Here is a 24,324-nt window from a genome sequence, read left to right as displayed (position 1 = left end):
GGGCCGGGGCCGGCCTCCGGCCGACCCGTGGCCTCCGCTGCGCTCCAGCCACTCCAGGGCGCGCCCCCAACTCCCGTGCGGGCCAGGCGTGCCACGCTCCGCGCGGCCCACTCAGGCCTACGGCCCGAGCAGCAGCAAGGGGAGGGGTGATGACGGGCAGTCGGGGAGGGGTGGGGCGTCGAACGTAGATCGGAGGGGGTGAATCGAGGCTATGGGGCATGTGCTTCAAAGATAGGAGCTAGCTTAAGACTGGAATGGTGCCCGGCCACCCCTGATCAGCAGAAAGGGGATTCGAGGAATGCTTCGAATATACACCAGGTGATTAGAGAGAAAGAACGAGCGTGGGATAGCTTCACGATGGGCGAAATGACGGTCGGAGAAATGCCGAGAAATGCGAATGGGCGTGTTCGTGGGTGATTAGCCGAAATGCTCCGGGTGGCGTTCGGGTGCGAGTGGTGATGAGGGATACGCGCGTCGGGGTACCAGTGAGGGGTGCCGTCGGTGTCCAGTGGACAGCTCCCGTTGCGGGTAGAGGCCAGGGCGCACCGACCCGCGGTGGCCCGCCTCGCGCGCGCGTGCGCGTCTTACTGATAAAAGGGCACCGCCCAGAAACCTGCTCTGACCTGGGCTTTTGCAAGAGGCTATGTGTTAGCCCTGACACATCGACCTGCGGTTTTGTGCCTCACCAGACACAAGAGCACCCGATTTGGCCCCGGAAACAGGTACAAATTGCGTTTGTGCTGGTCAGGGGCGGATTCGGTCGGCAACGGGAGAGGGGCAGTGTGTCGACGCCGACACCAGGGGGCCACGCCGACAGGGACAAAGGTCCCCCTGGGCGGGGACAATCTCGGTTAGGGTTCCGGGGACCACACAAGATCGAGCAGCAGGAGCCAGGGTGCCCGGGGACGCGAGTCGCTCCACCAGCAGGGGCCGGCGGTCGGCGAGCAGCGGTGAGCCCGTGACGTCGCCGCTGGCGGACAGCTTCGCCAGAGCCCTGGACCGCACGCCACCGCGGCCCGGCCGACCGGTCAAGTCGGCGAGCGTCGAGTACAAGTACCGCGAGCCCCACGACGCCTGGGGACGCGGCGGCTACAGCATGGTCAGTAACGACTTCCTCGCCGACGTCCTGGCGGTGCTGATCGCCCGGTACGGCATGTCGCCCGTGCAGTCGGCCGTCCTGCTGTTCTGCATGGGCCGCCAGGTCGAGGGTCGCCTGAAGATCACCCACATCAAGGTGGCCAACCACCTCGGAGTGGAGCGGGCGAACGTCACCCGAGCGCTGGGCAGCCTGGAGAACTGGCACATGCTCCAGCGACGGGCGAACTCGGTGATCGTGGTCAACCCGCTGATCTGCTTCAAGGGCAACGGCGACCTCCAGCGCGAGGCCCTGGAGCAACTGCGGCAGGACGCAAGGGCCGCGCTGAGGAAGCACTTCCCGGAGATGCGGGAAGATGTTCTGGCGCTGGAGCAGGCGGCGAACGAGAGCTTCCCGGAGTTCACGCGGCCGGAGGTTCCGGGGCCGCGCACGCGGCAGCTGGCGTTCGGCGACAACGACGTGGAGGAGGAAGCATGCTGATCCAAGCCACCCTCGGGTTCGCGCAGCTGCACCACCTGGAGCTCCCCAAGGCCGCCTACGACCTCCTCAGCGCGATGATGGAGGTCCAGCGCCCCGGCGGCGAGGTGAACGCCTCACAGGCCGAACTGCGGGCGCGCGTGGGGCTCAGCAAGAACCGCACCTCGATCGCGATGAACCAGCTCGTGGAGCGGAACGTCGTCCTGCGTCCCGAGGGCCGCTACCGCAGCTACTTCATCCACCCGTACTTCGCCGGGTACGACGGCGTCGAGCAGATGGAGGATGCGCTGCGCGAGGCGACCGAGGCCATCCAGGCCGGCGCCCTGCCCGCCCCCGCGCTCCCCGCCCCACCGCCGGCCCCGCAGCGGCACCTGTCCGCCGTGCCCACACGTCGCAGCGCCTGACCAGCTGCCCGGTCGGCCGGGTGACACGACGTCAGCGGCGCCGCACCCCTTCGACCGGGGCGCGGCGCCGTTCTCATGCGCCGAGGGCGGTACATCGTTCCCCTGGAGGGGAAACCGCAGGTGGAGGCCCGTCCGCGTGGCGTCGGCGGGAACACGACTCCGGCCTGTGCCAGCCCACGGGGCTGCTGCGGAGCTGCGTGAACATCGTTCCCCTGGAGGGGCAACGGGCTCCAGGCGGCCGGGCGCGCCACCTCGTCCCACAGGCGGGACACGTATGTCAGATACGCGCACACGGTTCCCGCAGGCGGGAAACGCGCAGGTCGCAGCCCCGCGAGAAGAGCCCGCAGTGAGCTCCGACGACGACCAGGAGCAGCTTCTGGTCCCGGTCGCGGTCGAGGACGTCGCCGTGCTCGGGAGCGACGGCGGGCTGCTGCTGCGGCGGCATCGCGGACTGACCGGTTGCAGCGGCCCGTGCAGCAGCCGAACGGCCGTTTGCTACACGGGCTGCTGCTTCGGTGCAGCGGGTCCTGCTACCCGAGCAGCAGCCTTGCGGCGCCTGGGCTGGCCTTCGAATGTCATCGCTCTCCGGCAGCACCAGACACCCGGAGCAGCACCTTGTGCAGCAGACGCAGCAGCGCCCCGAACAGGCAGGTCCGGGGCGCTGCTACATGTCGATCAGGCTTCGACGTACGCCACGATCGTGATGGTCCTCAAGGCGGTGACGTAGTAGATCACGCGGACTCCGTCGATCTCGTCCGCGTAGTCGCGCAGCAGGGTGCCGGGCACCTCGGTGCCGAGCTCGGGGTTGACGCTGATCGCGACGATCGCGCGGTCCAGGCGGTGCGTCTCGGACGCGGTGAGCTTCGCGAGCTGGGTGAGCGCGGGCTCCACCATGATGACGCGCGAGCGGCGCGCTCCGTGATCAGGCGACACGCGGCTGCTCGTCCGCGAGGCGGGCGAGGTGGGCGTCGCGGGCGGTCTCCCACGGCACGCCGGACTCGGGCGAGGGATAGCCGTTGGCGGCGATGTCCTCCAGGACCGAGGCGAGGATGTCGACCTTCGCGCGCTGGTCGGCCGCGTACGCACGGACCGAGTCGGCGGCGTGCTCATCGAGGGGCTGGCGGGCGGGCGCGGGGGCCGGCTGCTGGATCATCCGGGGCTCCTGGGCGGGTTGCTGGCGTGTGTGTTCACGGTAGCGCCGGGGCGGGGCGCTCCGGGACGGTACGGACGAAACCCGGCGGTGGGCAGCGGCGCCCGGCGGGGAGGACCCTGGAGGCATGCGCACCAAGGACGTCCGGGTGGGCGAGACCTACCGCTGCGAGGTGCCGTTCGCGCTGCCGTGGCGCCGGTACCGGCCGAAGACGATGGGCGACTCCTGGTGGCCGCTGAGCTGGCTGCGCGGCACGTACTTCCCGCTGTCCGTGGTCGACGTGGACACCACCGCCCGGACCGCGCACGGCCTGGTGATGAGGGCGAGCCCCCGGGTCACGGTGGAGCTCACCGAGGACCAGGCGCAGGAGGCCGGCCTCCCGCCCGGGGGCGGCTACCAGGTCTCCGGGATGCTCCTGGACGCCGAGGGCGAGCCCGTCGAACTGCCCCGGATCGGCACCCTCACCGTGCCGCTGCGCTGGCTGTACCCGGTGGACACGCCCGTCTCCTCCAGCCACCACGACGCCTCGGTCCGGCAGATCCCCTGACCCGGACCCGCACGGAGCGTGATCACCCCGGGAGAGGTTGTCACGCTGTCACGCCTGTCCCGCGAAAACGGCCTGGAGAGGGGAGTCCAGGCCGATTCCACGTCCTAATGTCCGAATTGATCGGAGTTCGCGCGGGTGCTGTCACGCCGCCTTTCGGCGACGTGACAGGCAGCGTGACAAGGGGGTGCGACAAGCAGTCGTCACCATCGGTGAGCGTGACAAGCGCGGTCAGGTCTGGAGCGGGGGCCAGACGTGCGGGCCGGTGCACTGCCCGCAGGCGGCGCAGCCAGCGCACTCCACGCAGAACTGGCGCGGGAGGAGCGGGCAGGCGCAGATCGGGTTGTAGTCGGGGTCGTCGTCGCCGGGGTAGAGGCTCTCGCCGAACGGCGGCTCGCTCCAGGAGATGACCGAGCCATCGGCGAGCAGGTCCTGGTAGTGGTGGCCGGTCTCGCTGTGCTCGCTCCAGGTGGCGACCACCGTGTCGTCGGCCGCGCTCATGCCGTGCCTCCGCCGGCCGGTGCCGGGGCGGCGGTGAGGGCGCGCTCGAGCCAGACGGCGAGCGCGTTCGTGGCGTCCGGGTCGGCCTGGGCGAGGCGGCCGACGAACTCGAGGTCGCCGTCGACCGGGGCGCCGGTGCGGATGAGGACGGCGAGCAGCTCGGCGCGGGCGCGCACCGGGGCGGGGAGCAGGGAGGCGGCGGCCGCTCGGGTGTCCGGGTCGGCGTAGTGGCCGGAGCGGGTGGCGAGGGCTTCGGCGAGCCAGTCGTCGACCGCCGAGACGCGGTAGTCACGGTCGTCCAGGAGGGCGCGGGCGGCTTCGTCCCCTGGCCGGCTCGCCACGGTCCGGTCGAGGCGGCCGGCCTTGGCGAGGGCCACCAGCTCGGCGGCCCGGTCGGCGGTCTGCTGCTCCTCCTGGCGGTACTGCTGCTCGGCTTCTGCGCGACGCCGGTCTTCGGCGAGCTCCTCCTGGACGACGACGTCGGCGTCCGGGTCGTACGGGCCGCCGGTCGCGGCGAGCAGCTGCACGATGCGCTGCCACTCCGCGAGCTCCGCTGCACGGCGGCCGCCGTCGTCGGCCGCGGCTTCGTCGCGGCGGTCCAGGTGCGCGTGCAGCTCGGCGTCCGCCAGGGCCGCCGCCGCTTCGCCGGGCGTCATGCCCCGCGCGCGCCGCCGGACCGAGGACCGGCCGACCTTTGCGTAGTCGATCGGCGTGCGCGGGGTGCCGGCGCCGCCGCGGGCCTCGGGGACCCGGCGCCGCCGCCACCCGTCGGACGTGTTCATCAGGACTCGCTTTCAGTCGGATGTGGAAATGAGGGCCCGCCCGGTATTGCGGTCCGGCGGGCCGGTCACACAGGTCTACAGCACGCCCGAATTCCGTGCTGCTAAAACGCGATGTCCAACCATTCCACGTCGGCGAATTCCACCTCCAGGCCCGCGCGTCCGCCACCGCCTTGACGGAAATAGGCGTCCGCGATGGCCTCCGCGACCAGCTTGTGCAGATCGCTGTCCGTCGCTCCGGCGTCCTGCGCGGCGAGGATGGCGGCCGCGTGGAAGGGGGCGACGGCGACGCTGAGGTCCCGGACCCGGCCCGCGTCCGAGGTGCCGTCGGGGCCGAACCCGAAATAGGCCCGGCAGGATATGACGAGCCCCGCGGAGGAGGCCGCGCGCTGCCTCGCATGTGCTCTGACCTGCGGTTGCCACTCGGATTCGGTCTCCTCCATCAGAGCGTCCTGGAGACGCTTCTGCGGCTTCGTGGCGTCGCCGGAGCGGTAGCGTTCCACCGTGCGCCGCGAGACGCCCAGGCGCTCCGCCACGGCCCGGACGGACCCCTTGGAACGCTTGAGAAGGAATTTCATCTGGGCTCGCGCGGATTTCGGCGCGGGACGGGTGAACAGGGCGCGTTCCGCACGGGCGAGGCCGTCCAGGATCCGCGCGGAACGCTTCGGCTCCCGCCGCTGGCTGTCGTGATCAGGCATACGCCAAGCACACCGGCGCCGCCCTGTGGACAGAGGACGCCACCGACGGGAACGCCCAGGGCCGGTGACAGCTGGGCCGCAGCAATCTGCAGGTCCCTGGTGGGAGCGGGTGCTGAACGGTTCATGCGTTGTCGGTGGGCGAGCGCATGATGGTGTCGTCTGCCGTATCGACGAGAGGATCACGTGACCGCTTACGCCCTGACCGTGCTTGAAGAGCACGGCGCCCGCCCCGGACTGGTCGAGGCCATCGAAGGTGTTCACTCCATGATCAGCGTGCTCGCTGCCGAATCCGGTGTACCGGAGATGGCGTTGACCGTGGTGCTTACCGGAGACATCACGGCATCGATCCGAGCACACAGCGAGATCGAGCGGGACTTCACCCCTGAGCGGACTGGCGGCATTGTGATGGGCAAGACGATCAGTCTTGTCCGGGACTTCAGCAAGACCGCCATCGTCCTCGACGTCGGCACGTCGGCTGACGAGGAGGAACTGGACCAGGTAGAGATGCTTCACCTGGTCCTGCACGAGTACGGGCATGCCCTGATCGGCCGGCTTCGTGCGGCAGCTGGCACCAGGCCTCCCAAGACAGACCGCTCCAAGACACCCGAGGAAGTAGCGAGGATCTGGGCGTACGAGGCGGCCGACGAGTTCCGGTGCGACATGTTCTCCAGCACGCTCATGGGGAAGTTGATCTCCGTGACTCAGGAGGGGACCGAGCCACGGCCGCTCACCTTTGCGGACATTGTTGGCGAGGGGTACAGCGAGACCTTCGCTGGCCACCTCGACCAGGTGCATCCCGGGTGGCCCGGCCTGGTGTACGCCTATCAGACTCATCAGATCGGCCTGGATCAGATGTACGACACTCTACTCTTGGGCACGGGCGCGATACTCAAGCTGATCGCGCACGCCGATGCCGTGAGTGAGGCAAGCGGGAACGCCCCACTTCTGACGGGGTACTCCGACCATCCGGCTGTGAGTGAACTCCTTGGCCCGAGCTGGGAACCGATCCGCAGGGTGCTCGACTCCAGCCCCTTGCTGCCTACGCTGGCGGAGTTCGCGGCGGTGGATCAGGCCATTCAGGACGCCGGTCGGCACATCGTTGACATGTGGGCCTCCCTGGGGGTGACCGCCAGCCTGACGGACGATGAGCAGCTCTACGTGTCGGTGGCTTGAACACGCTGATCTGCCCAGGGCGGCTGACTCAACGGGGACCGTGACCTGCCTGGCCGGGGGGACCGTTGGTCGTTGGAGCTACCTGTACAAGGTGTTCCAGGCGGTCGTTCGAGTTGTTCGTCTTCAAGGCGATTGGGTCGGGTACTACGCTCCTGCTCGGGGCGGGGAGAGAGCCTCCTCAGCTGGGTTTCGGGAGGTTGCCGGTGAGCGGTGGGCCAGAGCCGGTCCGTTTCAAGCGGCGCGTGAAGCAGCGAGCCGTGCCGGACACACCGGAGGCGCTGTTCGGGGAGCTGCCTCGCACGAGGGGTGGCCACGGTGCGCTGTGGTCCCATCAGGCGGATATTCTGCGTGACTATGTGGCGAACCGAGGTAAGTCGGATGTCGCTCTGGAGCTTCCGACTGGCTCGGGCAAGACGCTGGTCGGTCTGCTGATCTCCGAATGGCGGCGCAGGTTCTTCGGGCACCGGTCGGTCTACGCCTGCCCGACGAAGCAGCTCGCTCACCAGGTGTGGGAGGCGGCGCAGGCGCAGGGGGTTCCCGCAGCGCTGTTCATCGGGCGGTCGCGTGACTTCGATGAGCGGGACCTCGGCCGCTACGAGGCCGCCGAGCTCGTGGCCATCACGGTGTACAGCCACGTCTTCAACAGCAACCCGGTCTTCGGGGGTGCTCAGAGTCTGCTCTTCGACGACGCGCACGCGGCCGAGGACTATGTGGCCGACGCCTGGGCCTTGAAGGTCCCGGCAAACACGCACCAGTTCCGGGGCCTGCTCGACGTCCTGGGCGACGACCTGGACCCTCACCTGGTGGCCCGGCTCACCGACGATCAGGGCGAGGACACCGAGGTGCGGATGCTGCCGGTGGCGACCGTGGCCCGGCACACCGAGGCCTTCGACAAGGTGCTGATCGCTCTGGACGGCCCGGCGAAGTTCCGGTTCGAGATGATCCGGCAGCAGCTGCGCTCGTGCCTGTTCTACGTCAGTTCCCAAGGGTGGTACATCCGGCCGATGATCCCGCCGACCTTCGACCACACGCCGTTCACCAGCCCTGTGCAGCGGATCTATCTCTCTGCCACGCTCGGAGAGGGCGGAGAACTCGAACGGTCCTTCGGGCGCGCCCCGATCACCCGTGTCCGGGCGCCGGAGAACTGGGAGCGGTCCGGGAGCGGACGCCGCTTCTTCGTCTTTCCCGGCCTTGCCGAGACCGACGAGGACATCTTCGGTCCCGAGGCCGCAGCGGATGGCACGGCCGAGGGCGACGGCCAGGGCGAGGACGAGGCGGCGGTGGAGCCGTCTGGGGAAGACGTCCAGGAAAAGGGTGGCCTCGTCGGCCAGTTGGTGCGCCTCCGCGCCAAGAGCGTGCTCCTGACACCGGACGAGGCGACAGCCAAGAAGACCGCCGCTGCGATCGGGGTGCCGACGACAGAGCAGTACCGTCCCGGTGCGAGCGCGGAGGGCCTGCGGCCGTTCATCGGCGCGAGCCAGGGCATGCTCCTGGCTCCGAGCCGGTACGACGGCATGGACCTGCCCGACGAGTCGTGCAACATCATCCTGATGCGGGGCCTGCCGGAGAGCATGCACCTCCAGGACCGGTTCCTCTTCAGCCGGCTCGGTGCCAGCAACATCGCCATGGAGCGAGTGCGCACCCGGGTCATGCAGGGTGCCGGCCGCTGTACCCGGGGACCGAAGGACTTCGCTCTGGTCATCGTGGTGGGGCGCGAGCTGCAGCGGTTCCTCTCACGCGTGGACGTCCGGGCGGGTATGCCGCCCGAGCTGCAGGCTGAGATTGCCTTTGGGCGGGAGAACAGCGAGGTGCCGGCGGCCGACCTCGTCGCGCTCGCACGCAGCGCGCTGGACCGCGACGACGTCTGGCAGGAGGACGCCGAACCGGACCTGACCGAACGGCGCAGCGAGGCGACCAGGGAGGTACCTGACTACGTGACCCGGCTGGACGCCAGTGTCTGGCGCGAGATCGACGCCTGGCAGGCCGCCTGGCAGCAGGACTGGGACCGCGCCTCCCGCGAGGCGGTGGAGGTTCTCAACCGTTTGACGGGGAAGGAACTGCGCTCGTATCAGGCCTTGTGGGCCTACCTGGGCAGCGCCTGGGCGTCCCTCGCCGTCGGGTCGCCAGCAGCCGCCGAGCGTTCCCGGGAACTATTGCGCCGCGCTCACGAGGCAGCGAGCCGTACCACCTGGCTCAGGGAGATCGAGGGGCCCGGGGGCGAAGCGCGCGTCCTGGACGTGCTGGATGCCGAAGGCGTCAACGGCGTCATCACCGCCTTCAGCCGCCCGCCTTGGAAGAGCACGGCCAAGTTCAACCAGCTCACCAACAACATGGTCCGTGATCTGGCCCGCCAGGGTGCCACCGGGTACGAGCAGGCGCTCGTCACCCTGGGCGAGCTCCTCGGCGCCCGCTCGTTCAAGCCCACGGGCGACGGGCGCACCGATGCCGCGTGGATGTGGCCGTCCTCGTGGCTGACGCTCGAGGCCAAGAGCGAGCAGAAGTCCGACGGCGGCATCAGCCAGAAGTACATCCGGCAAGCCAACACCCAGCTTGACCATCTTGCCGCAGACGAGGGCCTGGACGAGCCGGCGCCCGGCAGCATCACTGTGGTGGTCTCCCCGCGCAGCGTCGTCGTCGACGACGGCGTGAAGATCGCCCGTGACCACCTCTATCTCGCCTCCCCCCAGTCGGTGCAGACGATCGCCCAGCGCGCCGTCCGTGCCTGGACGGCGATCCGCGGTGCCGCCCCCAACGGCGTCGAAGGCGAGGCTCTGCGCGCCGTGGTCCAGGACGCGCTCGCCGCGCACCGCATCCTGCCGTCCCAGGTGTTCGACGACCTCAGTACGGACCGCATCCGCCGATAGCGCCCCACGGATACGCGGGAGAGGCCCTGTACCGGCTCCAGGAGCGTGGTACAGGGCCTCACGGGCATCCGGGTCGTCCGGGGTTCTACAGCTCGATGTCGAGCCGCTCCACGTCGGTGAACTCCACGCCCAGGCCGTGTGCGCGGGAGTTGTTGGCGCGGAAGTACATCTGGGCGAGGCCATCGGCGGCGATCTGCCGGAGCTGGTCCTCGCCTGCGCCCTGGTCCCGGGCGGTGAACAGCTGGTCGGCGAACTCGGGCGGCAGGGCCTGGGTGATGTCGCGGATCCGGGCGTCGTCGGTCGTGCCCGCGGCTGCGGTGAACCCGAACCGGGCGCGGGTGGAGACGACGATGCCGCCGGTGGTCGCGGCCTTCTTCTTCGCCTTGGCGCGGATCTGCGGCTGCCACCGCTTCTTGACCTCGCTCTCCAGGCGGGCGCGCAGCTCCTGGCGGGGCCGCTTGATCTTCCCCGTGACGTACCGCTCCACGGTGCGCTGGGAGATCCCGAGCGCCTGGGCGGCGGCCTTGGTGCCCTTGAGCTGCTTGACGAGGTACTTCATCTGCGCCTGGGCGCTCTGCGGGATGCGGCGGGTGAACGCCTTCTCCAGTGCGCGGTCCAGGCTGTCCCCGAGCGAATCGACCATGACCTGCTACTCCCCTTCTCCGGCCGTCGGGTCGGCGGTCTTGATGAGGTTGGCGATGTTGAAGAGGCCGCCGCGCTCCTCGAACTGCTGCTCCGCCCACAGGACGGTCTGGGTGCCCTGCCACTTGACCATCCCGGGCGAGACCCCGAGCCGGAAGCCGCCCGGCACCGGCTTGCCCTCGGCCGTGTGCGGCAGGACGTCCAGCGGGGACGGGCCGGGCGAGGGGTAGACGATCGCGTCCGTGCCGATCGCAACCGGGTACAGGCCGGCGGCCGCCGCCGTCTTCAGCAACTTGCGGTGCAAGCCGGTCCGCTGGTTCGCGAGCACGGCAGCCCGGATGTCGGGGCGCCACGTCCACCGCTCCAGAGCCGGGTAGGGCTCGTAGTACGGCACCTGCCCCCGGGAGCGCTGGCGCAGCTTGCCGATCGCGCCCTTCGCCGTCGCCTTGATCGCGGTTTCCAGCAGCGCCATCGTCGGGTCGACCTGCTTGCGCCGCGCCATCGCCTCGAGGAAGTCGCTCCCCTCAAGGTCGGTGGTGACGCCCATGTCGGCCATCGTGTCCACGTACGCGTCGCGCAGCCGCTTGTACCAGGCGTCCAGGTAGCGGCTGGTCTGGGTGCGCACGTACGCCTCGATCGGCGCGACGTCGAAGCCGAGCTCCACCGCGTAGGCGACGGTGGGCGTGGCGTACCAGGCCGGTCCGGTGGGGGTGTCGCCCTTCGGCGTGAACGGGCTCGGGAGCCGGGTGCCGTCGACGGTGCGGCCGTTGACCCGCACGCGGGACAGGTCGACGTGCGAGAGGTCGACCAGCCACGAGCCGGGCAGCGCCGGGTCGAAGGCCGGGTTGTTCTCCAGGTGGGTGGGCCCGTTCAGCCCGACGGTGAGACTGTTCGCGGCCGCGGCGAACGACATGTTGAGGTCGACCGCGACCAGGTACGGGTTGACGCACTCCTCATCGGTCAGCGGCCGGCACCAGTCGTAGGGCTCCTCCATCAGCATCTCGGCCGGGGTGCGCATGTGGTGCCGGGCGAACTTGCCCTTCAGGACCGGGTGCTCGTCGGGGACCTCGCACTCCACCACCTCGTACCGGGCCGTGATCGCGTCGTCGTTGAACGCGGGCTTGAACTCCCCGGTCGCCTCGTCCTTCTCCGCACGGGTCGGCGGGCGCAGCGCGGTCATCAGCTCCAGGCCGGTCGTCGCCGTGCTGCCGCGCGGCGTCATCACCCGGGCCGCGTACAGGCCCAGGTACTGAACCAGGTCGGCCGGGTGCATCGTCAACAGCAGCTGCGGGTCGTCCTTCCGGCCCCACTCGCGGACGTCCAGGGCGTTCCAGGGCAGGACGCACAGCTGGACGCAGCGCCGCCGGGAGCCCTCGGGGTCGCGGAAGAGCCGCGCCCACGGGCCGAAGCCCCGCTGGGTCATCTGGAGCCCGGCCCGCTCGATCTGCTTGACCACCTTGTGGCCGGCCGGGAGTCGGCTCGCGTTCCGCTCCTCCTCCGACAGGGCGGCGGGCAGGCCGAAGCGCTCCAGCGCGGACGGGGTGAGGACGAGGATCGGGTCGGCGTCGCGGCCGTTGCGGTGCAGGCGGGCCTGACCGAGGCGGCCTTCGGCCAGCGTCCAGTCGACCAGGGCCGGGATCGTCTTGGCGGGCACGTCCAGGACCAGGCCGCCGACGCAGTACGCGGAGACCTGCCCGTCCTCGCAGTCGATGACCGCGAGCGGTCCGTTCTCGAAGCGCGGGTCGACGGCGGCCGCTGTCGTCATGGTCTTCTTCGGCGCCGCCTTCTTCGCACCCGGGCGCCGGGACGACGCGGTCGGCTTCGCGGCGGTCGCCGGGCGTACCGCAGCAATCGGGGCCGCCGGCGCTTCGGCCGCCGGGGCGGGAACGGGCGCGGGGCCGGTGAATTCCTCCGGGGTCACGGGCGCCGGGGCGGGCGTGCCGGTGAACGTGGCCGGCACCGCCGGATCCGCTGCTGGCGTGGCCGGGTACTGGGCCGCCCAGCCGTCCAGCAGGCGCTGGTACGCCTGGCGGCGGGGCGGGCGCGGCTCGGAGCGGCCGGCCTCCCAGTTCTTGATGGATTGCGTCGTCGTCTGCAGGGCCTGGGCGAGCCGGACCTGGGTGATTCCGGCCGCTTCGCGCAGCCGGGCGCGTTCCGCTGGCGGCGGCATCTCGGGCTCGCCCGCGAGCAGCGCGTCCACGGCCTCGAACAGCTCTTCTTCGGTGGGCATAGGTCACCTCCGCCACCCATCCTACCATTCTTTACCTTTAGATTTGCCGTTTGATTCCCGATGGATTTAACCTCGGTTTGAACCTGATCACTGGGGAGGGGCGGGGTGTCCATGCAGCACGCGGTGCCGGAGGGACTGTCAGAGGCGGAGATACGCCAGGTCCTGACCGACGTCCTGCTGCCGACATGGACCGCCGGCGCCGTCCCGCAGGACCGGCCGGTCGTCGTGGTCGTCGCCGGTCCGCCCGGCAGCGGCAAGTCCACGGCTGCCGACGTCATCCACAACGTGCTCCAGTGCCGGGGAGGAGCGGTCCGGATCGGCAGCGATCTCTACAAGCGGGCCCACCGGGAGTACGAGACGCTGCTGGAACGGGACGTACGGACGGCCGGCGCCGGGGTGCGGCCGGTGACCCGCTGGTGGCAGGCGGAGATCGAGGCGTACGCGCGCGCCGCCCGGCTGGACGTGGTGGTGGAGCTGGCCCTGGCCGACGCGGCCGAGGCCCGCGCCGTGTCGGCCCTGTACCGGGCAGCCGGCTACCGGGTCGAGCTGGTCGTCCTGGCGGTGGCCGAGGCGGACAGCCAGCTCGGCGTCCTGGAGCGGTTCTTCGGCCCCGAAGGCCGGTACGTCGCCTGGGAGAACCAGGACCGCTGTGCCGACGGACTGCTGACCTCGCTTGAGGTGATCGAGGCAGAGCACCTGGTGGACCGGGTGACCGTGGTCCGCCGTGGGCTGGAGCCGCTCTACGACAACGAGCTCACCGACCACGGCGCGTGGGGCCGGCCTCCGGCCGCGGCCGCGACGGTGCGCGCGGAGCGGTTACGGCCCTGGAGCGCGCCCCGCACCCGCGTCTTCCGACGGAGCCTGGTGCGCGCCGAGGTCCTGGTCCACGACGAGCGCCTGCCCGCGGACCGCCGCCTGGCCGTCTCCCGCGATGCCGAGCGGGCCGCGGCCGCCGCCGAGCCGGTCCGCCGCATCGCGCACCCGCTCCCCGGCCCGCCAGGCACCGGCTACCACCGCCTCAACCGCGACCAGCACCGCTGGACCTTCGACGAGCTGATCGCCCCGACCTTCCTGCGCAAGGCCACCTTCCGCCCGGACCCGCTGGTGTCTACCTGGTCGGCGAGCCGGGCGCACGGCAGTTGGAGGCGCGGCGGATGCTGCGCCGGGCGATGCGGCCGGGCACCGTGGTGGTGGTGGACCCCGACCTGCTGCGCGGCCACCACCCGGACCACTCCCAGCTGATCGCCGACACCCCCCGACTCGCCGACGATCTGGTGCGCCCTGATGCCGAGGACTGGCAGGCCGAGGCCGAGGCGTACGTCCGCGAACGGCGCGGCGACCTGCTTATCGAGGCCGACTTCACCAGCGCCGCCGACTTCGCCTTGAGCGCGGGCCGGTTCGCCCGGGCCGGCTACCGGATCGAGGTCGTGGTCCTGGCCGCCCGGGCGGCCGACAGCCGGCAGCGCACCCTGATCAACCACGCCCGCGCCCTGGAGCTCGACGTGGTGACCGCGCTCCCCTCCCCGGCCGCGCACGCGCGGGCCTGCCGGGTGGCGGCCGACATCGTGGCCGCCGCGGCCGCCGACCCGAGCATCAGCGCGGTGCGGGTGATCGACGGCGACCACCGGGCGCTGGGCCGGGACCGGTGGGCCGCCTGGGCCCTGGCCGCTGCCCGGCGCCGCCCCTACACCGACGGGGAGGCCGTCGGCTTCCACTCCGTTCAGCGAGCGCTGCACCGGGTGCTGCCCCGGATGCGGGAGGAGATCGCCGGCATCACGGCCCAGGCGCAGCCGCTGATGCCCGCCGCGTGGCAGGCCCGGCCGGTGGAGCACCACAGCGGCCCTGCCCGGCTGCCGCTGCCGCTGCCCGCGGCCGACTGGCTCAGTTGCCGGTGAGTTCCTTGAGCCGGGCGGCGTAGGTCACGGCGATCTGCACCGTCTCGTCTTCGTCGGCTTCCTCGAGCCGGTCCAGGTCGTCCACGGCCTGGTCCCGGCCTGCCCGCAGTTCGTCGACGGTCTCCGCGTCCGCGCCGCTCTCGCGGGCTTCGGTGAGGCGGGCGGTGTACCAGCGGAACACCTCCTTCACCGTCCGCTCGGCCTGCTCTGCGTCTCCACCGCTCTGGTGGAGCGGCTGGGGCGTGGGGTCTTCGGGGGTGAGGGGGCCGGTCACGGCGGTACCACCTTGGTCGTGCTGACGTACTTGACCAGCCAATTCTCCCTGACACACCTTCACAGCCCGCGGGGCGGGAATAGGTTGAGGGGACAGGAGACGATCACCAGGGGGAGCCATGGCGGGACGGGATCTGCGGGCGCTGTTCAGCACCAACGACCGGCAGGTGGAGGCCGGTGAGGCGTTCACGAACCGGCAGGGGCAGTGGCAGATCGTCCAGGCCGCCCTGGGCGAGCACCTGGCCCGCATCACCGCCCCCGGTTTCACGGTGGAGGATCTCGAAGCACCGCGGAACAACATCCTGGTCATGCACGGGGTCGGGGGGATCGGGAAGACGACGCTGTCGCGGACCCTGGAGGCAGCCCTCGCCGGAGCCGAGGGCCGTCCGGCCCGCTGGGGCGAGCCCGTCTGGCCCGCCCGGCCCGTGCTCCTGCCGATCCGGATCGACCTCGCCCGGTCCGCCGGCGTCGACTTCGAACGCGTCGTCCTCACCATCCGTCTCGCCCTCGCCGCGCACCTGAACCGGCCGCTGCCCGCCTTCGACATCGCGCTGCGCCGCTACTGGGAGCACCAGCACCCCGGCGAACCGCTGGAGGAGTACCTGCGCCGGGGCGGGCTCGCCGCGAAGTTCGGCAAGGCGCTGCCGCAGCAGATGCAGTCCGCCCTCAGCGATGTCGCCCAGGCCCTGTTGCTGCCTGGCACCGTCGGCAGCGCGATCGGCGCCCTCACCGGCGCCCTGACCACCGCGATCCGCGAGCGCCGCCAGACGGTGCGGGCCCTGGCTGGCTGCGCCCGGCTTGCCGACCTCCTGGACGTCGAGCCTGACGTCGACGCGCTCTCCTACTACCCGCACCTGCTGGCCTGGGAGCTCGCCCAGCTCCCCGCCGAGCAGGCCGTGGCCCCGGTCATCCTGCTGGACACCTTCGAGGACACCGGCACCCGAACCGACCGCGACCTCGAACGGCTCCTGCAGCGCCTGGTGTGGCTGATGCCGGGCAGCTTCTTCATCGTCACCGGCCGTGGCCGCTTGCAGTGGGCCGACCCCGCGCTGGAGGGCCAGCTCGACTGGACCGGCCCCACCGCCTGGCCCGGGCTCGTCGGCCAGGCCGTCCCCGGCCCCCGTACCGCCGGCACCCCGACCGGGACCGGCCGCCAGGTCCTCATCGGCGACTTCTCCCCGGAGGACTGCTCCGACTACCTTGCACGGCGCCTGACCCGCGACGGCCAGCCCCTCATCGACACCGGCCTGCGCACGGTGATCGCCGATCGCTCCCACGGCCTGCCCCTCTACCTCGACCTCGCCGTCCTGCGCTTCCTGGAGCTCCGCCGAGCCGGCCGCACGCCTGCGGCCGCGGACTTCGGCACCGACTTCCCGGCCCTGCTCACCCGCACCCTGGCCGACCTCACCCCCGACGAGCGCCACCTCTTGCGCGCCGTCAGCCTGCTGGACGCGTTCGACCTGCCGGTGGCGACCGCAGCCGCCGGCCTGTCCCACCTGTCTGCGGCCGCGCGCCTGGTGGAGCGGCCCTTCGTCCGGCATGACCCCTTCGCGCTGTGGCCCTACCACCTGCACGCCCTGATCCGCTCCACCCTGCGCACCGCGGACGACGCCACCGACGACCGGTGGACCGACACAGACTGGCAGCGTGCCGCCGCCCGCGCGCTGGCCGCGCTCGGAGCGCAGTGGCAGACCAGCAGCGGGCCGGACCGGCGCCTGCTGGTCGGCTGCCTGCGCCAGGGCCTCGCCCTGGCCCGCGACCACCAGCTCGACCTGGGCTGGCTCACCGACGCCGCTTGGGCCTACACCGACGACTACGTGTGGGAACCCCTCCCCCTCCCGGCACGCGAGCGAGGGGACGGCGAGCTCGCGACCGCCGCAGACGCCTTGGCCGAGCTCCTGGCGGCGCTGGCGCGGCGTCAGCACGAGCACCGGTCCGTGACCGCATCCCGCCTCACCCGCGTCATCGAGTCCGGCCGGCTGCCCGCCGAACTCACCGACATGGCCCTCTACTACCGGGCCAAGGCTCACCGTGACCTCGGCCAGAACGACGCCTCCCGCGACGGCATGCGCCAGGTCGCCGACGGCGGCGGCCGGCTCGCTCCTGCCGCCGCCCGCGGGCTCGCCCACCTCGCCCGCGCCACCGGCGCCTTCCCCGCCGCACTGTCCACCGCCATCACCCTCGGCTGGCCCGGGCGCGGGAACCGGGTGCTCGGCGACATCCACTTCGCCCACGGCGACATGAACCAGGCCGCCACCGCCTTCACCGCCGCCCGCACCGAGGCCGAACAGCACGGCAACACCGGGGAGCAGGCAATCGCCCAAGCCCACCTCGCCCTCACGTACGCGTTCACCGACCTCGACCAGGCCGACGACGAGATCGCCCTCGCTGAGCAGTTCCTGGCCGGACTCGACCAGCGCGCCACCGCTCTCACCGTCAAGGTCGCAGCTCTCGCCCGCGAAGCCGGCGCGCTCGCCGACCTTGACGGCGCCCGCGCCCTGCGTGCCGAGATCCGCGCAGCGGGCATCACCTCGGCCGAGGCAGTCCTCGAGCTCGCCATCGCCCTGCACCACGCCGTTCTCGGCGAACACGACAAGGTCCGCACCGTCATCGACCGGCTGCACGCACTCGCCGAGCGCGGCGACTACGCCTACTACGCCGACATCGCCCACTACATGGCCGGCCTGCCCCTGCCCGCCCCCTCCCCCACGACCTGGCTGGACGGCCCGGACGCCGTCCGGACCCGGTGGCGGCAGCTCGTGGAGGGACGGCAGACCCGCATCAGCGGGCACCGGTAACCCGGCGCACCGGCGGCTTCAGACGTGGTGCAACACGCCTGCATGCAGCTGCGCGATGGCCTCTTTCCGCAGGTGAGGGCTGCAACGCGGGGTCTGTTGCAGTGGGGCGTTGCACCCGTGTTGCACAACGTGTTGCACGTCGGTCGACTCTCCTCAGCGGCGCGGTGTCGGTCAGGCAGAGGGGCGCTGCCTGGTGCCGCCGCCGCTGCCGTTCAGCGGGATCAGGCTCTCCAGGTGAGCGCCCTTGACCCAGGAGCCCAGCAGGTCGCGGTGCAGGGCCACGATGTCCTGGCGCAGCGCCAGGCCCATCGCGTCCTTCGTGAACGAGCGGCAGGTGGTGACGAACAGGGCGACGTCCGCGCCGTGCTCGAGGCGGGCTGTGCCGACGAACTTCTGCATGTCCTGCGAGGGCACGCTCCGGTGCGTCGCGTACTTCTTGCACTGGATGACGAGCTTGCGGCCGTCGGCCAGGTAGCCGACGACGTCCGCGCCCAGGTCGCCGCTCTTGCCGCTGACGACGACATCTCGGCAGCCGTCCCGCCGGCACAGCTCCGCGATGTACTTCTCGAATTCCTGCCACGTCAGGGCGTCGACCTCGGCCATGGACAACTCGCGCGCCCGGGCCTCCTCCTGTGCCCGCCACGCGCGGTCCCGGCCGACCGCCTGGCGGTGCGCCCGCAGCAGCGTCCAGCCGGCCCCGCCCAGCGCGGCCGCGGCGAGCACCGTCACCAGGACAGGCCACACCGTCGACCAGTTCGCAAGGACCCACGCCGCTGCGGCGACCGCCGTCACGGCACCCCAGACCTGCAATTTCTTGCGGGTCTTCTTCTTCAGACGTCGTCGGCGTGCCGCCATCATTCCCCCGCCTCCCCGATCGAGCGTCCGCGGTGTGAGCTGAAGGGCTCCGTCCGGCCCGCGCGTGTGCGGGGGCTCATCGGCTGGCCTGCGTGACGCTGCCCGCCAGCTGCCCCAGGACGTCCAGGATTCCCTGGCCGACCGGGGTGGGAGCGAGAAGAACGCCCAGCGCCAGGATGATGACGGCGGTAGTCCTCTCCTCGTTCCGGCTGCGGGCCTGCGTACGGCGCCGCAGCCGGAAGAAGACGATGACTGCGAGCAGCACGGCCACGTTGATGGTCAGCAACCGTCCAGACCTCCCCCAACGATCGGCCATCACCAGGGAACGGCAGCACGCCACCCCAGCCTTCTTGTGTAGCGGCGCGTTGGTGGTGTGGGAGGCGGGTTGCCGACGAATGGCACGAAGCCATCGGGTCTGGCCGAATGCCGCACTGGCCAGGCCATGCCTTCCAGCCCAGCCGCCGGCGGCCTGGCCCCAGCCTCATCCCCTGCGCCGCCCTCCTGTGCGGGCGGACCGTACCGGCACCGGCGGCGCGGCGGTCGGCCCCCGCGTCCCGCGCCCCCAGGGGAGGAAGAGGGCCAGCGCGGCCAGGACCTGCCCGAGGCCGGGAAGGATGTGCTGTAAGTCCTCGGGCCGCGCCTTCGCCACGACCGCCCTCGCGACGATGGCGACCACGGTGAGCAGCACGACGATGACCGCGAGCGCGGCGAGCAGAACGTACGCGGGGATGGCAGAAGCAAGATCTGTCACAGGTGCCTCCGGATACAGATAAAGCCCCGGCGGGTGCCGGGGCTTCGAACACAGAACATGCAGGGTTGGGTGGGAAGACAAAGAGGTCCCGCGCTCAGAGAGTCCGGGCGCGGGAGCCTTCGGCGGTAGAGCCAGCGAGGGATTTGGTGGAGCTATCGACCTTCGCCTTCGTGCTTGCACCGTACGTGAGAGAGCTCGGCTACGACCTCGAACGTCCAGTGCCTCTGTATGTGGTTGTGGGGCGGCATCGTTGCAGCGTTGGTGACGTCCGGTCAAACCGGGTGGTCACGGGCCCGCGCCGAACGCACGACGAAGCGGGTTGGTGCCGGCGGTGAGGGAGTTGGAAGAGCCTCTGAAACCTCTGCCGTGGTGCAGGGCGCCATCCTACGCGCTCTTCGCGAAGGTCTGGGGCACCGTCGTGCCCGACGCTACGCCCGCCCGTTCGGCACGCGCCCGGCGCAGGGCTGCGGCATGGGAGGCGTCGGTAACTCGCCGCCGCTCGGCACGCGCGTCCTCGAGGGGAGTCGGGCCGCCGTCCGGGTTCGGCTCGGGATCCGGGAAGGCGCGGCGGCTGAGCTCGCGCATGGCCCGGGTCTGCCGCTCGATCGCCTCGGTGACGCCCGAGCTGACGTGCTGGCCGCGCGGGACGGCCTGGTGGGCGGCGAGCGCCCGGTGGAAGCCGGGCGCGGCCATGTCGCGGGTCTTGACCGGCGTCTCGGGCGCGGCCGCCACCGTCGGAGCGGTGACCGCCTCGCGGGTCGCCGGGGCCGGGGCGCCCAGGGGCAGGACGTGGACGGTGCGGACCGCCTGGGCGCCGACCGCCTCGTTCGCCGCGGCGACGATCCGGGAGCTGATCAGGCGCAGCTGGGTGGCGTACGCGGGCGAGTCCGGGCGCAGGTTCAGCTGGCCGGTCTCCGCGTGGAACGCGACGGCGGTGACGTGTACGGCGAGCTTCGGCGAGAGGCCGGCCGCGATGTCCGGCCAGTGGTCCAGGATGCTTCCGCCGGCGGCCGGGACGTCCCAGGCCCGGTCGGCCATCAGGCCCTGCAGCACGGCGGCGAACCCCGTCGGCTCCCGGCCGTCGCGCCGCACCGTCGTCCCGATCCGGCGCTTGGCCTTGCGGGTGCCGCCCTCGCCGCGGGCCTTGGCGGCCTCGCGCGCCTGGTGCAGCGCGACCCGGGCCAGGTCGACGCCCGACAGCTCCGGGGCCGGCTGCTTGCTGCTGCTGGCGGTGTTCAGGGTCTCGGTCATCACGGCCTCCTACCGGCGTCCGACGGTCATCAGCGAGGTGCCGCTGATCAGCTTGCGTACGCGCTGCACCAGGTCAGCGCCGTAGATCTGCTCAGCGGCAGCCGGGCCGAGGGCGTCGAGCGTCGTGACGACCTGGTCGGGCCTGCCGAGCATGAACTCCTGCCAGGCCACGGCCCGGAACTTCTTGAGCTCTTCCTCGCCGGGCACAACGGGGCTGGCCTCGCCCGCGTCCTGGTGACCGTCCGGGAGGTCGTACTGCGGCTGCTGAGGGGCGAACGCATCGGCGACCAGGCGGCGGACGGACTCACTGCGCGGCGGCGTCCAGTCGCCCTCCCACTCCTGGTGGCGGGCCTTCTCCGCGCGCCGGGAGTCCCGGTACGCCTGAACGGCGCGGGCCCGGCCTTCGGCGTGCGGCCACTGAGCCGTCGCGGTCTTGAGCCGTCCAGCGAGGAACCCCGAGGGCCGGTGAACGGTGCCCGGGGCGTCGCCGCAGTCCAGGAACGCGATCACCTCATCGGCCGTCCAGCCCGCGTCTGCAACGTCTTTGAGGATCCAGGCGATCCGGGGCACCGCAGCGCGGCCCATCCACGGCACCTGGCGGATCAGCTCCGAGGCCAGCTGGAATCGGCGCCCCACCGCGTTGAGCTTCCGGCGGCCGCGCTTGACCTTCTTCGGGGTGGGGGAATCGCTCTGCCCGCTGGCGAGCTTGCTCTCAGAGGGGAAGGAAGTAGTTCCCGCAGAAGAAACACTGCGGGAACTACCCCCCATTGGGGTGCAACGGGCCTCATCCGAAACAGCCGTCACAGCGCCCTGGTCAGCACCCTTGCGGGCACCCTTCGCCGGGGCCTTCGAGGACGACTTCGCCCGCCGCTTGCGGACCTTGCGGGCCGCCTTCTTCGACAGCGCCGCCATCAGCTCCCGGCCGGCCTCCGCGATCCCCGTCATCCGCCGCCCGGTGCCCTCACCGGCCGTACGGATGCCCAGCGCCACGTCGAACTCCACCGGCACCATCCGGGCGAACTCCGACGCCTGCGCGGCCGCCCCGCGGATGCGGGTGCCCCGCACGACGTACGCGAGCAGCCCGGCCTCCCGCAGCATCCCCAGGTGGTACTCCACCGACCGCTCCGACAGCCCGGTCCGGCGCACCAGGTACTCGATCCCCGGACGGCACGGGAACAGCTCAGCGAGCAGCTGGGCGACGCGCACCGTCGTCGGCCCGAAGCTGCGCGGCCCGTGCGACCGGTAGCGGCGCGGCTCGTACAGCCCCGCCCCGGCGACCCAGTGGACCGCCTGCATCCACGAGTAGCCGTCCAGCGCGATCCGGCCCGTCGACGTCGACAGCCACTGGGACGCCTCCGGCACGTACAGCGTCGCGGGCAGCACGGAGACCGCATCGCCGTCGACCGACGCGCGCGGGGCAGGGATCAGCGCGGCGAGGGCCGCCGCCGTGCCGCTCATCGGCCCACCGTCCCGGCCGGAGTGGTGGAGATCGCCTGCGTCATCATCAGGCCGGTGTACACGCCAAAGCGGACACCCCCCTCAGCAGGCAAAACACGCGCTTCGAGATCCATCCGCCGACCCTGCATCAGACGGCCTGTGGACAGAGCCCGCTGAGCCCGGATCACCCCCCGCGCTCCCGCACGGCGGGCAGAAATCTTCGAACCCGTCCCGCCACACGGGACGACGCCCTCGAGGACGTCCCCGCCGACGGGGTTATGGACTACCTCCGCGAGCGGGTGCGCGAGCCGGGTGGGCGAGGCCGCGACCGAGCCCGGCGAGAGCGCTCCGAAACTGCTGCTCTTGTAGCTTCCTACCGGAAATCCAATTTCCGGTACGGAACGGGAAAAGGGGCATGAACCGTACGCCGATCCCGTCACGCGGGACGACCGCCGCGCCTGAACCGGGGTGAAACGGACAAGGTCAAGCTGACAGGGGACACCACTCTCGTGCACTATGAGAAACGACCTGCCTTCCATATGGCTGGACCGATCGAGCCCCTCGGGGCTGGACCGACCTTCATGTGCGGATGTGCTGGCAAGCCCCCTTCGTGAGAAGAGGGCGGACACCGATCGGGTGGGGGGAGATTTCTCCGTCCCTCCCGGTCCTGCTGAACCGCGTGGCCCCTGTGGTGGGGGCGCCGCGGCTGAAGCGGGGCGGTACTGACTGGCTGTGGTGGCCTTGGTTAGTGGCCGGTGGTGTGTATGGCCCTGGTTAGGGGCCGTGGGAAAACAAGCGGCTGGTGAGCTGCAGCTCAGGACCGGATGCAACCGGGACCTGGGCGACCGACACGGTGGTAAGCCGGTCGGTAGACGGGCCGCGCGAGGCCAGCGGGTGGTAAATCCGCTTTTCGGCGCGCGCGGCCGATGACCTAGGTCATCCCGACCCCCCTTCGGAGGCCGGCGTCGGCATACCCTCATCCGCCGTCGCGGCCTCGGGAAAACGCGCCGCGAGGCCCTTGAGGAGACGCAAGTAGTTCTCGCGGTGCGGGCGTCGAGGGCTGGTCTGGCCCAACTCCCACCGAGTCACCGCGACCCTCTTCACGCCTACGGCATCCGCGACGTCCTGCTGGGTGAGGCCAGCCGCCAGGCGCAGCTTCGCGCACACGTGCGGAGGCGGCAGAACCTCGGGCAGGCCGTTCAGCAGGGCGTCGACCTGCTGCGAGCGGTCGTCCGGGTCGGGCATAGTCGAGCCTTCCATGATCGTTGTAACCACGAAAGATACACGATCCGGGTGATCTTTGTCGCTCACGAATGCCGTGCCGCCGGGGGTACACGAGACGGTCGCCGTCATGCCAGCTTTCCGAGGTGTGCGTTGACGGCCTTCGCGGCTGCCGCCAGCTCGGGAAGCTCCACCACCGTCACCCCCGCCTCAACCAGCTGTTCGTAGCCGACGCAGTCGTCGACGAACAGGCTCGGCTCCCGCCAGGCGATGACGACGCGAGGGATGCCGGCCTCGAGGACCCGCTGCGCACAGGGCGTACGGGTGGCGCTGCGCTGGGAGCAGGGCTCCAGCGTGCTGTAGATCGTTGCCTCCGCGAGGCGCGGGTCGTCCTGCGGGAGTTGGGCGAGGGCTACCTCCTCCGCGTGCTCGCGGGGACCGGTCGCGCGGGAGTAGCCAGACGCCAGCTCGGTGCCGTCCTCACCGACGATGACCGCCCCGACCGAGTAGGCGCCAGCAGCCGGAGGGCACAGCGCAGCGAGGTCGATTGCACGCTGCATCCAGCGCACGTCCTGGTCTCGTTCGGGCGCGTACATCAGGCGGTCCGCTCCTTCGGGGAGTAGCGGACGAAGACGACGTCGTCGATCGCCCGGATCTCCAGGACCTTCATCCGGGCCGTCGATCCGCCGGGGTAGTCGGCGGGGCCCAGGAAGCGTGCGGCCTCCGGCTGACCCACCAGCAGGGGCGCGATGGCGAGATGCACTTCGTCGGCGAGGTCCGCGGCCATGAGCTGGGTGTGGATCGTGCCGCCGCCCTCCACCATCAGCTGGCCGACGCCACGGCGCCCCAGCTCATCGAGGACCAGGCCCCAGTCGAGCTCCGGGCCGACACTGACGACGTCGGCAAGGCCATCGAGCGTGGCGCGCACCTTCTCCACTGCGTCGTCGACGGTAACGACCAGCTTCTCGCCGCCGTGGTGCCAGAAGTTGAGGTCAGCAGAGAGGTCCCCGGTCCGGGTCACCGTGACCTTGAGCGGGTAGGCCGACTTGCCCGCAGCAACCCGCTGAGCCCTGCGTTCCTCGCTGTTGACCAGGAGCCGCGGGTTGTCCTTTCGCATGGTCGTCGCGCCGATCAGGATGGCGTCGGACTCCGCGCGGACCTGGTCGACGCGGTCGAAGTCGGCGGCGTTGGACAGGCGCAGCCGCTCGGGGCTGGCGTCGTCCAGGTAGCCGTCGACCGACATGGCGGCGGAGAGGATAACGTACGGGCGGCGTGTGGTCATGGG

At 71.1% G+C, this 24,324-nt stretch carries 25 protein-coding genes; 8 read left to right on the top strand and 17 right to left on the bottom strand.

Annotation, left to right across the window (positions count from 1 at the left end):
• Nucleotides 1–958: 958 nt before the first annotated feature.
• Together ACIGFK_RS39575 and ACIGFK_RS39570 are read left to right on the top strand one after the other, a co-directional pair.
• Nucleotides 959–1,576 (top strand): replication/maintenance protein RepL, encoded by a 618-nt coding sequence (locus ACIGFK_RS39575; protein WP_400055749.1) that lies wholly within the window; start codon nucleotides 959–961, stop codon nucleotides 1,574–1,576.
• Nucleotides 1,570–1,977: a hypothetical protein gene (locus ACIGFK_RS39570; protein WP_400055747.1), complete on the top strand. Its 408-nt coding sequence runs from the start codon at nucleotides 1,570–1,572 to the stop codon at nucleotides 1,975–1,977. The genes ACIGFK_RS39575 and ACIGFK_RS39570 overlap by 7 nt, the downstream gene beginning before the upstream one ends.
• Nucleotides 1,978–2,254: 277 nt before the next feature.
• Here the strand turns inward: ACIGFK_RS39570 and ACIGFK_RS39565 are convergent, their stop codons facing one another.
• The 3 genes from ACIGFK_RS39565 to ACIGFK_RS39555 form a co-directional block, all read right to left on the bottom strand.
• Nucleotides 2,255–2,422, bottom strand: a complete 168-nt coding sequence (locus ACIGFK_RS39565) for a hypothetical protein (RefSeq protein WP_400055745.1) — start codon at nucleotides 2,420–2,422, stop codon at nucleotides 2,255–2,257.
• A 230-nt stretch (nucleotides 2,423–2,652) separates the two neighbouring features.
• A complete protein-coding gene (locus ACIGFK_RS39560) occupies nucleotides 2,653–2,910 on the bottom strand; it encodes a hypothetical protein (RefSeq protein ID WP_400055743.1) in 258 nt (85 codons plus the stop codon).
• Nucleotides 2,900–3,130: a hypothetical protein gene (locus ACIGFK_RS39555; RefSeq protein WP_400055741.1), complete on the bottom strand. Its 231-nt coding sequence runs from the start codon at nucleotides 3,128–3,130 to the stop codon at nucleotides 2,900–2,902. Before ACIGFK_RS39555 ends, ACIGFK_RS39560 begins: the two co-directional genes overlap by 11 nt.
• A 124-nt stretch (nucleotides 3,131–3,254) precedes the next feature.
• On the opposite strand from ACIGFK_RS39555, the gene ACIGFK_RS39550 reads away from it, so the two are divergent.
• Complete coding sequence (locus ACIGFK_RS39550; RefSeq protein WP_400055739.1) at nucleotides 3,255–3,674, top strand: hypothetical protein; 420 nt, start codon at nucleotides 3,255–3,257, stop codon at nucleotides 3,672–3,674.
• A gap of 228 nt (nucleotides 3,675–3,902) precedes the next feature.
• On the opposite strand, the gene ACIGFK_RS39545 is transcribed toward ACIGFK_RS39550, so the two are convergent.
• The 3 genes from ACIGFK_RS39545 to tpg (ACIGFK_RS39535) all read right to left on the bottom strand — a co-directional run bounded on the left by ACIGFK_RS39545 (nucleotide 3,903) and on the right by tpg (ACIGFK_RS39535) (nucleotide 5,649).
• Nucleotides 3,903–4,172, bottom strand: coding sequence for a hypothetical protein (locus ACIGFK_RS39545; protein ID WP_400055738.1), 270 nt, complete (start codon nucleotides 4,170–4,172; stop codon nucleotides 3,903–3,905).
• Nucleotides 4,169–4,954: a hypothetical protein gene (locus ACIGFK_RS39540; RefSeq protein ID WP_400055737.1), complete on the bottom strand. Its 786-nt coding sequence runs from the start codon at nucleotides 4,952–4,954 to the stop codon at nucleotides 4,169–4,171. Before ACIGFK_RS39540 ends, ACIGFK_RS39545 begins: the two co-directional genes overlap by 4 nt.
• Before the next feature lie 101 nt (nucleotides 4,955–5,055).
• Nucleotides 5,056–5,649 carry a telomere-protecting terminal protein Tpg gene (gene tpg, locus ACIGFK_RS39535; RefSeq protein WP_400055735.1) on the bottom strand — a complete coding sequence of 198 codons (594 nt, stop codon included), beginning with the start codon at nucleotides 5,647–5,649 and terminating at the stop codon, nucleotides 5,056–5,058.
• A gap of 183 nt (nucleotides 5,650–5,832) precedes the next feature.
• On the opposite strand from tpg (ACIGFK_RS39535), the gene ACIGFK_RS39530 reads away from it, so the two are divergent.
• Nucleotides 5,833–6,822 (top strand): hypothetical protein, encoded by a 990-nt coding sequence (locus tag ACIGFK_RS39530; protein ID WP_400055733.1) that lies wholly within the window; start codon nucleotides 5,833–5,835, stop codon nucleotides 6,820–6,822.
• 113 nt (nucleotides 6,823–6,935) lie between these two features.
• A complete protein-coding gene (locus ACIGFK_RS39525) occupies nucleotides 6,936–9,686 on the top strand; it encodes a DEAD/DEAH box helicase (protein WP_400055731.1) in 2,751 nt (916 codons plus the stop codon).
• 85 nt (nucleotides 9,687–9,771) lie between these two features.
• Here ACIGFK_RS39525 and tpg (ACIGFK_RS39520) read toward each other — a convergent pair whose 3' ends face one another.
• Together tpg (ACIGFK_RS39520) and tap are read right to left on the bottom strand one after the other, a co-directional pair.
• A complete protein-coding gene (tpg, locus tag ACIGFK_RS39520) occupies nucleotides 9,772–10,329 on the bottom strand; it encodes a telomere-protecting terminal protein Tpg (RefSeq protein WP_400055729.1) in 558 nt (185 codons plus the stop codon).
• A gap of 6 nt (nucleotides 10,330–10,335) precedes the next feature.
• Nucleotides 10,336–12,558, bottom strand: coding sequence for a telomere-associated protein Tap (gene tap / locus ACIGFK_RS39515; protein ID WP_400055728.1), 2,223 nt, complete (start codon nucleotides 12,556–12,558; stop codon nucleotides 10,336–10,338).
• 111 nt (nucleotides 12,559–12,669) lie between these two features.
• Between tap and ACIGFK_RS39510 the strand changes: the two genes are divergently transcribed.
• Nucleotides 12,670–13,800 carry a zeta toxin family protein gene (locus tag ACIGFK_RS39510; RefSeq protein ID WP_400055757.1) on the top strand — a complete coding sequence of 377 codons (1,131 nt, stop codon included), beginning with the start codon at nucleotides 12,670–12,672 and terminating at the stop codon, nucleotides 13,798–13,800.
• A complete protein-coding gene (locus ACIGFK_RS39505) occupies nucleotides 13,713–14,453 on the top strand; it encodes a zeta toxin family protein (protein WP_400055726.1) in 741 nt (246 codons plus the stop codon). Before ACIGFK_RS39510 ends, ACIGFK_RS39505 begins: the two co-directional genes overlap by 88 nt.
• On the opposite strand, the gene ACIGFK_RS39500 is transcribed toward ACIGFK_RS39505, so the two are convergent.
• On the bottom strand, nucleotides 14,440–14,727 hold the full coding sequence (locus tag ACIGFK_RS39500; protein WP_400055725.1) for a hypothetical protein: 288 nt from the start codon (nucleotides 14,725–14,727) through the stop codon (nucleotides 14,440–14,442). The genes ACIGFK_RS39505 and ACIGFK_RS39500 overlap by 14 nt on opposite strands.
• Nucleotides 14,728–14,845: 118 nt before the next feature.
• Between ACIGFK_RS39500 and ACIGFK_RS39495 the strand changes: the two genes are divergently transcribed.
• The gene (locus ACIGFK_RS39495; protein WP_400055723.1) at nucleotides 14,846–17,524 is read left to right on the top strand and encodes an ATP/GTP-binding protein; all 2,679 of its coding nucleotides are present in this window, start codon (nucleotides 14,846–14,848) and stop codon (nucleotides 17,522–17,524) included.
• Nucleotides 17,525–17,695: 171 nt separating this feature from the next.
• On the opposite strand, the gene ACIGFK_RS39490 is transcribed toward ACIGFK_RS39495, so the two are convergent.
• The 8 genes from ACIGFK_RS39490 to ACIGFK_RS39455 all read right to left on the bottom strand — a co-directional run bounded on the left by ACIGFK_RS39490 (nucleotide 17,696) and on the right by ACIGFK_RS39455 (nucleotide 24,321).
• A complete protein-coding gene (locus ACIGFK_RS39490; protein WP_400055755.1) occupies nucleotides 17,696–18,379 on the bottom strand; it encodes a restriction endonuclease in 684 nt (227 codons plus the stop codon).
• A gap of 76 nt (nucleotides 18,380–18,455) precedes the next feature.
• Nucleotides 18,456–18,665: a hypothetical protein gene (locus ACIGFK_RS39485; RefSeq protein WP_400055721.1), complete on the bottom strand. Its 210-nt coding sequence runs from the start codon at nucleotides 18,663–18,665 to the stop codon at nucleotides 18,456–18,458.
• A gap of 195 nt (nucleotides 18,666–18,860) precedes the next feature.
• Complete coding sequence (locus ACIGFK_RS39480) at nucleotides 18,861–19,130, bottom strand: hypothetical protein (RefSeq protein WP_400055720.1); 270 nt, start codon at nucleotides 19,128–19,130, stop codon at nucleotides 18,861–18,863.
• A 384-nt stretch (nucleotides 19,131–19,514) separates the two neighbouring features.
• On the bottom strand, nucleotides 19,515–20,381 hold the full coding sequence (locus ACIGFK_RS39475; RefSeq protein WP_400055718.1) for a DciA family protein: 867 nt from the start codon (nucleotides 20,379–20,381) through the stop codon (nucleotides 19,515–19,517).
• A 9-nt stretch (nucleotides 20,382–20,390) separates the two neighbouring features.
• Nucleotides 20,391–21,839 (bottom strand): winged helix-turn-helix domain-containing protein, encoded by a 1,449-nt coding sequence (locus ACIGFK_RS39470; RefSeq protein WP_400055716.1) that lies wholly within the window; start codon nucleotides 21,837–21,839, stop codon nucleotides 20,391–20,393.
• A gap of 915 nt (nucleotides 21,840–22,754) precedes the next feature.
• Nucleotides 22,755–23,171, bottom strand: coding sequence for a helix-turn-helix transcriptional regulator (locus ACIGFK_RS39465; protein ID WP_400055715.1), 417 nt, complete (start codon nucleotides 23,169–23,171; stop codon nucleotides 22,755–22,757).
• Nucleotides 23,168–23,635, bottom strand: coding sequence for a deaminase (locus ACIGFK_RS39460; RefSeq protein WP_400055714.1), 468 nt, complete (start codon nucleotides 23,633–23,635; stop codon nucleotides 23,168–23,170). The genes ACIGFK_RS39465 and ACIGFK_RS39460 overlap by 4 nt, the downstream gene beginning before the upstream one ends.
• Nucleotides 23,635–24,321: a RibD family protein gene (locus tag ACIGFK_RS39455; RefSeq protein WP_400055712.1), complete on the bottom strand. Its 687-nt coding sequence runs from the start codon at nucleotides 24,319–24,321 to the stop codon at nucleotides 23,635–23,637. The genes ACIGFK_RS39460 and ACIGFK_RS39455 overlap by 1 nt, the downstream gene beginning before the upstream one ends.
• Nucleotides 24,322–24,324: the final 3 nt, after the last annotated feature.

Source organism: Streptomyces sp. NPDC085524, assembly GCF_044541755.1.
Classification (GTDB): Bacteria; Actinomycetota; Actinomycetes; order Streptomycetales; family Streptomycetaceae; genus Streptomyces.
This window is presented reverse-complemented; position numbering and strand designations above follow the sequence as displayed.